The 11,611-nt window shown below is 72.5% G+C and carries 9 protein-coding genes; 5 read left to right on the plus strand and 4 right to left on the minus strand.

Features of this window, described 5'->3' with window-relative positions; translation table 11 throughout:
* Positions 1-28 precede the first annotated feature (28 nt).
* The 5 genes from Sdi02f_RS30420 to Sdi02f_RS30440 all read left to right on the plus strand — a co-directional run bounded on the left by Sdi02f_RS30420 (position 29) and on the right by Sdi02f_RS30440 (position 5,511).
* Positions 29-1,399: an ABC transporter substrate-binding protein gene (locus Sdi02f_RS30420; protein WP_030403794.1), complete on the plus strand. Its 1,371-nt coding sequence runs from the start codon at positions 29-31 to the stop codon at positions 1,397-1,399.
* Positions 1,396-2,340 (plus strand): carbohydrate ABC transporter permease, encoded by a 945-nt coding sequence (locus tag Sdi02f_RS30425; RefSeq protein ID WP_030403793.1) that lies wholly within the window; start codon positions 1,396-1,398, stop codon positions 2,338-2,340. Before Sdi02f_RS30420 ends, Sdi02f_RS30425 begins: the two co-directional genes overlap by 4 nt.
* Positions 2,337-3,212 (plus strand): carbohydrate ABC transporter permease, encoded by an 876-nt coding sequence (locus tag Sdi02f_RS30430; RefSeq protein WP_030403792.1) that lies wholly within the window; start codon positions 2,337-2,339, stop codon positions 3,210-3,212. Before Sdi02f_RS30425 ends, Sdi02f_RS30430 begins: the two co-directional genes overlap by 4 nt.
* The gene (locus tag Sdi02f_RS30435; protein WP_030403791.1) at positions 3,209-4,198 is read left to right on the plus strand and encodes a zinc-dependent alcohol dehydrogenase family protein; all 990 of its coding nucleotides are present in this window, start codon (positions 3,209-3,211) and stop codon (positions 4,196-4,198) included. The genes Sdi02f_RS30430 and Sdi02f_RS30435 overlap by 4 nt, the downstream gene beginning before the upstream one ends.
* Positions 4,199-4,314: 116 nt before the next feature.
* Positions 4,315-5,511: a TerD family protein gene (locus tag Sdi02f_RS30440; protein WP_108934380.1), complete on the plus strand. Its 1,197-nt coding sequence runs from the start codon at positions 4,315-4,317 to the stop codon at positions 5,509-5,511.
* 39 nt (positions 5,512-5,550) lie between these two features.
* On the opposite strand, the gene Sdi02f_RS30445 is transcribed toward Sdi02f_RS30440, so the two are convergent.
* The 4 genes from Sdi02f_RS30445 to Sdi02f_RS30460 all read right to left on the minus strand — a co-directional run bounded on the left by Sdi02f_RS30445 (position 5,551) and on the right by Sdi02f_RS30460 (position 11,504).
* Entirely contained in the window at positions 5,551-6,111 is a 561-nt protein-coding gene (locus Sdi02f_RS30445; RefSeq protein WP_030403789.1) for a TetR/AcrR family transcriptional regulator, read from the minus strand.
* Positions 6,112-6,148: 37 nt separating this feature from the next.
* Entirely contained in the window at positions 6,149-7,750 is a 1,602-nt protein-coding gene (locus Sdi02f_RS30450; protein WP_108934381.1) for a TROVE domain-containing protein, read from the minus strand.
* Between the two features lie 479 nt (positions 7,751-8,229).
* Entirely contained in the window at positions 8,230-9,687 is a 1,458-nt protein-coding gene (locus tag Sdi02f_RS30455) for a PhoX family protein (RefSeq protein WP_108934382.1), read from the minus strand.
* A 392-nt stretch (positions 9,688-10,079) separates the two neighbouring features.
* Entirely contained in the window at positions 10,080-11,504 is a 1,425-nt protein-coding gene (locus tag Sdi02f_RS30460) for a hypothetical protein (protein WP_030403786.1), read from the minus strand.
* Positions 11,505-11,611 lie beyond the last annotated feature (107 nt).

Here is an 11,611-nt window from a genome sequence, read left to right on the forward strand (position 1 = left end):
TACCTCCCCATACGTTCAGGAGCGATCCATGCGAACCCAGAGCCGACGGAGGCCGCGAGCCACGCTCGCCATGGCCGCCGCAGGGACGCTGCTCGCCCCGCTGCTCTCCGGCTGCTGGGTCGGGGCGGGCGGCGCCGGTTCCGGCGGCAACGCCATCAACGTCCTCATGGTGAACAACCCGCAGATGGTCGAGTTGCAGAAGCTCACCGCGGCCCATTTCACCAAGGACACCGGCATCAAGGTGAACTTCACCGTCCTGCCCGAGAACGACGTCCGCGACAAGATCAGCCAGGACTTCGCCAACCAGGCCGGCCAGTACGACGTGGCGACCCTCTCCAACTACGAGATACCGATCTACGCCCGCAACGACTGGCTGCACGAGATGGACTCCTACGTCGCCGAGGACCCGGGATACGACGAGGACGACGTCCTCGGCCCCATGCGCGAGTCCCTGACCGGCGACGACGGCAAGCTCTACGGGCAGCCCTTCTACGGCGAGTCGTCCTTCCTGATGTACCGCAAGGACCTGTTCGCCAAGGCCGGCCTGACCATGCCCGAGCACCCCACCTGGTCCCAGGTGGCCGGCTTCGCCGAGAAGCTCGACGGGGCCGAGCCCGGCATGAAGGGCATCTGCCTGCGCGGACTGCCCGGCTGGGGCGAGCTGATGGCACCGCTGACGACGGTCGTGAACACCTTCGGCGGCACCTGGTTCGACCAGGACTGGCAGGCCCGGCTCGACTCCCCCGAGTGGGAGAAGGCCACCAAGTTCTACGTCGACCTCGTGCGCGAGCACGGCGAGTCCGGCGCCGCCCAGTCCGGCTTCGCCGAGTGCCTGAACAACATGACCCAGGGCAAGGTCGCCATGTGGTACGACGCCACCTCCGCGGCCGGCTCCCTGGACGCCGCCGACTCCCCCGTCAAGGGCAGGATCGGCTACGCGCCCGCCCCGGTGGAGAAGACGGACTCCTCCGGCTGGCTCTACACCTGGGCCTGGGGCATCCAGAAGGCCTCCCGCAACTCCGACAAGGCGTGGAAGTTCGTCTCCTGGGCGTCCGGCAAGGAGTACGAGCAGCTGGTCGGCGACCGGGTCGGCTGGTCCAACGTCCCGGCCGGCAAGCGCGCCTCGACGTACGAGAACCCGGCCTACGTGAAGGAGGCCGCCGCCTTCCAGGAGATGACCAGGAAGGCCATCGAGGGCGCGAAGCCCAAGGATCCCGGCGTGCAGCCGCGGCCCGCGCCCGGCATCCAGTTCGTCGGCATCCCCGAGTTCACCGACCTCGGTACCAAGGTCTCGCAGGAGATCAGCGCGGCCATCGCCGGACGCCAGTCCGTCGAGTCGGCCCTGAAGAAGTCCCAGCAGCTCGCCGAGCAGATCTCCGAGGAGTACGAGGGACGATGACCGCCACGACCACGGCCCCCTCGGCCGCCCCCGACCGCCCCCGTCCCGCAGTCCGCCCGCCGTCCGGCCGGCTGCGCGCCTGGGCCACCCGCGCCCCGCTCCTGCCCGCCCTGATCTTCATGATCGTGGTCACCCAACTGCCCTTCGTGGCGACCCTGGTGATCTCCTTCTTCGACTGGAACGCCCTCTACCCCGACGCCCGCAGCTTCGCCGGCTTCGCCAACTACGGCGACGTCCTCGGCGACCCGGCCCTGCGCAAGTCGGTGTGGACGACGATCCTGCTGACCGTCGCGGTCGTCCTGGCCAGCCTGGTCCTCGGCCTGGCCCTCGCCCTGCTGCTCGACCGGAGGTTCAAGGGCCGCGGCGTGGTCCGCACCCTCCTGATCGCCCCGTTCCTCGTGGTCCCGGTGGCGGCCGCCCTGCTGTGGAAGCACGTCCTCTACAACCCCGAGTACGGCCTGCTCAACGGCCTGTTGCACTACGTCGGGGGTCCGCAGCCGGACTGGATCTCCAACACCCCGCTGCTCGCGGTCGAGGCCGCCCTGGTGTGGCAGTGGACCCCGTTCATGATGCTCATCCTGCTGGCGGGCCTGCAGAGCCGCGACCAGCAGCAGATCGAGGCCGCCCGGGTGGACGGCGCGGGCGACTGGCAGATCTTCGTCCACCTCACCCTCCCCCACCTGCGCCGCTACCTGGAGCTCGGCGCCCTGCTCGGCTCCATCTACATCGTCCAGAACTTCGACGCGGTCTTCACGCTCACGTCCGGCGGCCTGGGCACCGCCAACCTGCCCTACACCGTCTACCAGAGCTTCTACCAGGCCCACGAGAACGGCCTCGCCTCGGCCGCGGGCGTCCTGGTCGTCATCGGCTCGATCATCATCGCCACCTTCGCGCTGCGCGTGGTGTCGTCCCTGTTCCGCGAGGAGGTCGGCCGCGCATGACCGCCACCGCCGTACGCCCCGTCGTCACCGACACCAAGCCCGCCCCCGCCCGCCGCAGGGCCGGCGCCGGCCTCGGCCTGGTGGCCTGGCTGGTGGGCATCGTCTTCTTCCTGCCCATCGCCTGGATGGCGCTGACCTCCTTCCACTCGGAGTCGGACGCCGCCACCAACCCGCCGTCCTTCGCGGCCTCGCTGACCCTGGACGGCTACCGCGAGTTCTTCGGCGCGGGCGGCGGCGCCAGCCCCTGGCCCGCCCTCGCCAACTCGGCGGTGGCCTCGATCGCCTCGACCCTCTTCGTCCTGGTCCTGGCCCTGCCCGCCGCCTACGCCCTGTCCATCCGCCCGGTGAAGAAGTGGACGGACGTCCTGTTCTTCTTCCTGTCCACCAAGATGCTGCCGGTGGTGGCGGGCCTGCTGCCGATCTACCTGTTCGCCAAGAACACCGACATGCTGGACAACATCTGGCTGCTGGTCATCCTCTACACGTCGATGAACCTGCCGATCGCCGTCTGGATGATGCAGTCCTTCCTGGCCGAGGTCCCGGTCGCCATCATCGAGGCGGCCCGTGTGGACGGCGCGAAGCTCCCCACGATCCTGGCCCGGGTCGTGGCGCCCATCGCCCTGCCGGGCATCGCCGCCACGTCGCTCATCTGCTTCATCTTCAGCTGGAACGAACTGCTCTTCGCCCGGGTGCTGACGGGCGTGGTCGCCGAGACCGCCCCCGTCTTCCTGACCGGCTTCATCACCAGCCAGGGCCTGTTCCTGGCCAAGGTGTGCGCCGCGTCGCTCGTCATCTCCCTGCCGGTGCTCGCCGCGGGGTTCGCCGCCCAGGACAAACTGGTCCAGGGCCTGTCGTTGGGAGCCGTGAAATGAAGGCCGCCGTCATCGAGTCCGTGGGCCGCGCCGTCGTCACCGAGGTCCCCGACCCGACCCCGGGCCCGCGCGAGGTCGTCGTGGAGGTCGCCGCCTGCGGGCTGTGCGGAACCGACCTGCACATCCTCCAGGGCGAGTTCGCGCCCAAGCTGCCGATCGTGCCGGGCCACGAGTTCGCCGGCGAGGTGGTCGGCGTCGGCGCCCAGGTCACCGAGGTGGCCGTCGGAGACCAGGTCGCGGTCGACCCCTCCCTGTACTGCTACGAGTGCCGCTACTGCCGCACCGGCCACAACAACCTCTGCGAACGCTGGGCGGCCATCGGCGTCACGACGGCGGGCGGCGCGGCGCAGTACGCGGTCGCCCCGGTCGCGAACTGCGTGAAGCTCCCCGAGCACGTCCGCACCCAGGACGCGGCCCTGATCGAGCCGCTCTCCTGCGCCGTCCGCGGCTACGACGTCCTCCAGTCCCGCCTCGGCGCCCACGTCCTGATCTACGGCTCCGGCACGATGGGCCTGATGATGCTGGAGCTGGCCAAGCGCACCGGCGCGGCCAGCGTCGACATGGTGGACGTCAACCCGGCCCGCCTGGAGACGGCCCGCGGCCTCGGCGTCTCGGCGTCGGCGGCGACCCCGGACGAGCTGGACCGGCCCCAGGGCTGGGACCTGGTCATCGACGCCACGGGCAACGCGGCGGCGATCCAGGACGGCCTGGAGCGGGTCGCCAAGGCCGGGACGTTCCTCCAGTTCGGCGTCGCCGACTACGCGACGCGCGTCCAGATCGACCCGTACCGCATCTACAACCAGGAGATCACCATCACCGGCTCGATGGCGGTCCTGCACAGCTACGAGCGCGCGGCGGAGCTGTTCGCGAACGGCGTCCTCGACCCGGACGTCTTCATCAGCGACCGCATCGAACTGGCCCGCTACCCGCAGGCCCTGGAACAGTTCGCGGCGGGCGTGGGCCGCAAGATCGTGGTCGTTCCGTAGGCGTCGCCGGCGGGGGCGGGAACGGCCGGGAACGCCGCCCCCGCCGCCCCGACCCGATTGGCCGCAGGGTAAGGGAACGGTAAAACGCCCTCGCTCGTTCACCCGGCATGACAGCTATGACCCCCGGCTCGAACATCCCCCTCTCCGCCGCCCGCGTGACGGTGGACGTCGCCGCGCCCGTGCGGCTCGACGTATCGGGCCTGCTGCTCACCGCCGACGGCAAGGTGCGCTCCGACGACGACTTCATCTTCTACAACCAGCCCGCCGGCCAGGGCGTGACCTACCGCTCCGGCGGCGGCACCGCCCCGGACGCGATCACGGTCGACACCGCCGCCGTCCCGCCGGGCATCGAGAAGATCGTCGTCACCGCCAGCCCGGACGCCGCCGGCCAGACCTTCCAGGGCATCGAGCCGACCGCCACCGTCCGCGACGCGGACGACGACTCCGTCCTCGCCACCTTCACGCCCCCGCAGCTCGGCACCGAGACCGCCCTGGTGATCGTCGAGGTCTACCGGCGCAACGGCGCCTGGAAGGCCCGCGCGGTCGGCCAGGGCTACGCCAACGGCCTGGCCGGCATCGCCACGGACTTCGGCGTCACGGTGGAGGAGCCCGCCGCCCCGGCCGCCCCGCCGCAGCCCCAGGCGGTCACGCCGCCCCCGCCCGCCGCCGCGCCCACGATGCCCGCCGCGCCGCCCGCGCCGCCCGCCGCACCGCCGGCCCCCGCCCCGGGCAGCGGCAAGATCAACCTGGACAAGGGCCGGGTCAGCCTCCAGAAGAACCAGACGGTCTCCCTCGTCAAGGGCGGCCGGCCGATGCTCTCCCAGGTCAAGATGGGCCTCGGCTGGGAGCCCGCGTACCGCGGCAAGGACATCGACCTGGACGCGTCCGTCATCGCCTACGGCCCGCAGCGCAACCACATCGACAGCTGCTACTTCGGCAAGCTCTCGATCCTGAACGGCGCGATCAAGCACTCCGGCGACAACCTGACCGGTGAGGGCGGCGGCGACGACGAGGTGATCGTGGTCGACCTCGGCCGGCTCCCGCAGGAGGTCTCCGGCCTGGTCTTCACGGTGAACTCGTTCTCGGGCCAGAAGTTCACGGAGGTCGCCAAGGCCTACTGCCGCCTCCTCGACGCCGCCACGGGCGAGGAGCTGGTCCGCTTCGACCTCACCAGCGCCGAGCCGCAGACCGGCGTGATGATGGCGAAGCTGATCCGCCAGTACTCCGGCGAGTGGGAGATGACCGCCGTGGGCGACTTCGTCAAGTCCCGCACGGTCCGCGGCATGGTGAAGCCGGCGGCCCAGGCGCTGTAGACGCCGGGGGGCGTCCGGCCTCGGACGCCCCCCTCGGACCTAGACCCGCCCCAGTCCCTCCATGAGCAGCGACAGGTACCGCCGCACGGCCGTCCCGTCCACCTCGCCCGCCGCCTCGGCCGCCGTCACCACGCCGTGCAGCAGCCGCAGCACCTCGACCGGCTCGACGTCCGGCCGCAGCGCGCCGGCCTCCTGCGCGGCCCGCACCAGGCGGGTCGCCGCACCGCGCACACAGTCGCCGCAGGCGGGCCCGCCGCCGGTGACGGCCGTACCGAGCAGCGCCTTCAGCCCGCGCACCTGGAGCATGCCGGCGGCCAGTTCGTCCAGCCACGCCACCAGCGCCGCGCCCGGTGCCCGCGCGCCGGCGATCGCGTCGGCGCGGGCCGCGATCGCCTCGAGGCGCTCCAGGTAGGCGGCCTCCAGCAGCGCCTGCCGCGTCGGGAAGTGCCGGTACAGGGTGCCGGTCCCCACCCCGGCACGGCGGGCGATGTCGTCCAGGGAGGCTCCCTCACCGTGCTCGGCGAACGCGTCCGCCGCCACCGCCAACAGCCGCTCACGGTTGCGGCGGGCATCCGCCCGCATGGGCCTGACCTGCGCCACAGCCCCTCCCTGCACACCGGGCACCCTTCCGGGCACCCTACCGCGCGTGCTCGGCGCGCTCCTGCCACGGCCAGTCGGCGTCCCGGCCCGCCTCCAGCAGCGGAACCATCCGGAACGCGGCGTCGGAGAGCCCGCCGAAGGTGTGCCGGTTCGCCCGGCCCGACGGACCGTGGCCCGCCCGGTACCCGGCGAGGTTCCAGGTGTAGACGGGCACGTGCGCCGGGACCTGCTCGGTCGGGTCTCCGTGCCGGCTGTACGCGTACTGCTCGTCGGTGACGATCAGCACCCGGTCGTGCTTCTTGTAGTGGCGCCGCACCGCCTCGGTGGTGTCGGTGCCGCCGAGGTCGCCGAAGCGCTCCAGGACCTTCAGCACCGACTCGCCCTTGCGGTACGTCACGGGCCTGCTGGACGTACCGAACTCGACCAGGTCCGCGTCGGCCGCCCGCAGCGCCACCGCCGTGCCGAAGACGGCCGCCGCGTCGGCCCGGGTCAGCTCGGAGCGGTCCGACAGCCGCGAGAAGAACATCGAGCCCGAGCGGTCCACGAGGACCAGCGTCCGGCCGCCCAGCGCGGGCACGTTGGCCAGCGAGTGGCCGAGCGCCCGCTCCAGCGCGAACGACCAGCGCAGCGACGGCGCGTGCCGGTACGCGGCGAGGTAGCGGAAGGGGAACTGCCGCGAGCGCGCCACCTCGGCCGGGTCGCCGATCCGCGCCGCGACCCGGGCCGCGACCTCGTCCGAGACACCGGCCTCGTCGAAGTTCCGCAGGTTACGGGCCAGCGCCATCGTCCCCATGGACGGGATCACCGCTTCCCAGGCGGCCTTGTCCATCGGGCCCTGGAGCCACCCGGCCAGCATCTCCCACGTGATGCCCGCCGCCGCGAGCCGCTCGGCGCCGTCGGGTGCCGTGACGACCGCTCGCCGCCGGTCGACGGGCAGCGCCATCAGCTCGCGGTGCGCGGTCAGGACCCGGTCCGAGGCGGGCGGCACCGCGGTGTCGGGGTGGTACCGGCGGTCGAGGGCGTACTGGAACAGCTCGCCCTGCCACGGCTTGTCCGGGTCGGGCGCCGCGTGTACGAGGTTGAGGACGTCGCCGAAGCGGTAGCCCTTGGACGCGGTGTCGTACTTCAGCAGCGACGTGCCGCGGTAGAGCCGTCGTACGGCGTCGGCGACGCCGCGCTTGACCGGCTTGGGCAGGGCGCGGCCGTAGGTCGCGGTCCAGTGGGCGAGCAGCTCGCCGGGCTCGTCGGGCCGCTGCAGCACGGAGGCGATCACCTGCCGGTTGGACGGTCCGTCGGTGGCGCCGGAGTCGAGGCGGGCCTTGACGTAAGCGGCGGCGCCGACGATCGAGGCGGTGCGCAGGTTGCCCTCGCCGCGCAGCCAGCCCAGCAGACCGGCGGTCCAGGACGGGTCGGACAGGGCGAGTTCGCGTACGAGTGTGACGAACCGGTCGTCGCGGGCGGCGCCGGGCTCGTAGAAGGTCCGCTGGGTCACGAAGTTGGCCACCGACAGCAGAAAGAGCTCGGAACGCGCGTCGCGTTCGGTGCCCCGGCCGCCCTCGCAGGTGCGCAGCACGCGTCCCGTCGACGTCACGCGCGAGGCGGGCTGCGCCTTGGCGGCCTTGGTGTTGAATCGCGCCATGGTGAATTCCCCCGAATTCTTTTGTGCGTTCGGCGGGAGACACGGCAGCGGAAGGGTGCCCGAGGTCGGAATCGGCGACGGAACGTGCGGATGCTCTGCCGAATTGAGCTACACCGACCCGAAGTCGGTGACGGGATTCGAACCCGCAACCGTCCGGTCCAAGAAGTATCCGCTGCCTGCGCACCGGGCACCCTTCGACTGCTGGGCCTCCCGAGATCACATGGGCGGCGGCACGGGATTCTTTTCGGAGAAGAAGTAGCCGCGGCCCGCGCACCGGGAGGTGCGTGAAGTTGTGGGTGTCCAGAGTTCAGGTCGGCGGAACCGACAAGGTGCTCTGACCTCTGAGCTACACCGGCGCGTGTGCCGGTGACGGGACTCGAACCCGTGACCGCCCCATTATCAGTGGAAGTAGGTCCTGCCTTCGCACCTGGACGTTCATCACTCTAAAAGGGCGGTCGTCGCTCGGGCGACCGAATTAATTACCGGCGCTTCTGGCGCTTCCACGGCCCCGCGATGGCGAGCATGATGCCGGGCGTCTGGATGTTGGCGTAGAGGGTCCGGCCGTCGGGGGAGAAGGTGACGCCGGTGAACTCGCTGTATTCGGGGTCGTCCTCGGTGCCCAGGTTCAGTTCGTTGCGGGCGATGGGGTAGGTGCGGCCGCTGTCGGTGGCGCCGAACAGGTGCTGGACGCCGTCGCCGTCCTCGGCGACGACGAGGCCGCCGTAGGGGGAGACGGTGATGTTGTCGGGGCCGTCGAAGGCTCCGTCGGCGGACGGGTCGGGGTTGACGCCCAGCAGGACCTTCAGGGTGAGGGTGCGGCGCTTGGGGTCGTAGAACCAGACCTGGCCGTCGTGCGGGCGGCCGGGGCTCTCGTCACGGGCGTAGGAGGAGACGACGTACGCGCCGCCGTCGGCCCACCACATGCCCTCCAGCTTGCGCGCGCGGGTGACCTCTCCGGCGGCGAACTGCTTGCGCACGGAGGTGGTCCTCGCGTCGCGGTCGGGGACGTCGACCCAGTCGACGCCGTAGACGGTGCCGGTCTTCGTGGCACGGGAGAGGTCGTCGACGAACTTGCCGCCGGAGTCGAAGCACTTGAAGGCCTGGAGGACCCCGGCGTCGTCGGCGAGGGTGCGCAGCCGGCCGCGGCCGTGCCGGAAGTGCTCCGGCGGGGTCCAGCGGTAGAGCAGGCCGTTGGGTCCCGAGGCGTCCTCGGTGAGGTAGGCGTGGCCGCGCTTGGGGTCGATGACGACGGCCTCGTGGGCGTAGCGGCCGAGCGCCTTGACCGGCTTGGGATCGCGGTTGGCGCGGTGGTCCTCGGGGTCGACCTCGAAGACGTAGCCGTGGTCCTTGGTCATCCCCTTCTGGCCGGCCTTGTCCTCGGTCTCCTCGCAGGTCAGCCAGGTGCCCCACGGGGTGCTGCCGCCCGCGCAGTTGGTGGCGGTGCCGGCGATGCCGACCCACTCGGCGACGTGGCCGCCGCGGCGGACCTCGACGACGGTGCAGCCGCCGGCGGCGGCGGGGTCGTAGACGAGGCCCTCGGTGAGCGGCACGGGGTGCGGCCAGCCGTCGCGGTGGCCGCCGAGTTCGTGGTTGTTGACGAGGAGGGTGGCGCCGCGCGGGCCCTCGAAGGCGGCGGTGCCGTCGTGGTGGGACGGGGTGTACTCGCCGGACTCCAGCCTGGTCCGGCCGGAGTAGGTGATGATCTCGTACCGGAAGCCGGCGGGCAGGGCGAGGATTCCGTCCGGGTCGGGGACCAGCGGCCCGTAGCCGACCCCGCCGTGATCGTGGCCGTGGCCGTGCTCCTCCCCCGCGCTGTCGGTGTCCGTGGACGCGAGGGCGTGGGGCGCGGTGGCGAGGGCGCCGACGCTGCCCGCCAGCACGACCCCGGCTCCGGTGAGCGCGGAGCGGCCGGCGAAGTCCCTGCGGCTGAGCGACATGGTGTCTCCTGTGACGGTGAGCGGGCCGTGGAGGACGGCGGACCTCGGTCCGCCGTCACGCTTCCGCGCGTCCCTGAACGAGAGCCCCACCGCGCCCTGAACGCGACCTGAACGAGCGGGAACGGCTCCCACCCGCGCCCGCCCGGCTCCCGGACCCCGGCCTCCGGACTCCCCGCCGTCGGACCGACCACGCTCCCCCGCCCACGGGCCCCCACCATGTCCCCACGACGCCCGGGTGCCGCCGCCGCCCCGTTCCCGGCCGCCCGTCTCCCCTCCGGCACACACCCCAGCCACAACCCGGCCCCCGCCTTCCGGCTGCAGGAGGACCACCGCTCCCGAGCACGGCCCGACCACCACCGTCCAGGCAGGGCGCCCCGGTGCCGCCCCGGCCGTCAGCCGCCCTGTTGGGAGCGGGCCTTGAAGGCTGCCTTGCGGGCCTCCTTGGCGATCTTCTTGTCGGGGTGCAGCCGTCCCATCGCCTCCAGGACGTCCGGCGTGGCCGGGTGTTCGACCCGCCAGACCGTGTCGAAGAAGCCGCTGTGCTGACGGGCGAGGCCCTCCACCAGGGCGCGCAGCTCCTCGGAGTTGCCTTCGGCGGCGAGCTGCGCGGCGACGGTGTCGATGGTCAGCCAGAAGACCATCTCCTGCGGCGGGGCGGGCACGTCCGCGGCGCCCTGCTCGGTGAGCCACACCCGGGCCAGCCCGCCCAGTTCGGCGTCGTCGAGGACCTCCCGCAGCGCCGGTTCGGCCTCCGCGCCCACGAGGGAGAGCGCCTGCTGGCAACGGAGCCGGCGCAGCGGTGCCCCGGGGTCGGAGCCGCGGGCGGCCGCGAGCAGTTCGCGGGCGGCGTCGAGCGGGCCACGGCCGGCCAGCCACAGCTCCGTCTCGGCGTGGGCGGCGGCCGGCGGGAAGGGGGCGGTGCCGTCGAGCAGCGCGTCGGCGCCCTTGTCGGCGAGGTCGCCGACGGCGGGGGCGTCGAAGCCGGCGTCCAGGAGCCGGGCGCGCAGTCCGTACAGGCCGAGCGGGGTGAGCCGCACCATGCCGTACCGGGTGACGTCGGCCTCGTCGACGGGCGCGGCGGGCTCCTCGTCGGCGTCGGCCATGAGCGCCTCGTCGACCGGCTGGTACTCGACGAGGCCGACCGGTTCCAGGAGTCGGAACTGGTCGTCCAGGCGCATCATCGCGTCCGACACCTGTTCGAGCACCTCGTTGCTGGGCTCCCCCATGTCGCTGGGCACGATCATGGAGGCGGCCAGCGCGGGCAGCGGCACCGGGGCGTCGCCGGGGCCCTCCTCGCCGACGGTGAGCAGGTAGAGGTTGCCGAGGACGCCGTCGAGGAACTCGGCCTCGGCGTCGGGGTCCCAGTCGAGGGAGGACAGGTCGACCTCGCCGCCCTCGGCCATCGCGTCGACCAGGTCGTCGAGGTCGGGCACGCCGGCGTCGGCGAGGACCGCCTCCAGGGCGGTGAGCCAGACGCCGAGCACGTCCTGGGGGGAGCCGGTGAGCAGGGCGAGGTCCTCGCCCGCGGCGACGGTGCCCGCCTCCTCGTCGGTGATCTCGACGAGCCCGGTGTCCACGGCGATCCGCCAGGCCTCGCTCGCGTACGCGGCGGCGTCGTCCCCGCTCAGCCCGAGCTGCCCGGCCGCCGCGGGCAGCTGTTCCTCGACGAGTCCGCCCCCGGCGTCGACCCGGGTGTCGGGACCGGCCCAGCGGGCCAGCCGCGCGGCCCGGGCGAGTACCGGCGCGGACAGCGCGTCGCGGGCCAGCTCCGCTTCGGGGCGCAGCCGTGCGGGCGGCAGGGTGGAGCTGTCTGACATCGGAAGTTTCTCCTCGCGCGCCTCTCGACCGCCGTACGGCCGCGGCCGGACCGCACCGGATCGCACCGGTCGGCACCCGGACCGCGTCATGGACCGCGTACGGCTCA

It is taken from the genome of Streptomyces ardesiacus (assembly GCF_003112575.1).
Lineage (GTDB): Bacteria > Actinomycetota > Actinomycetes > Streptomycetales > Streptomycetaceae > Streptomyces > Streptomyces ardesiacus.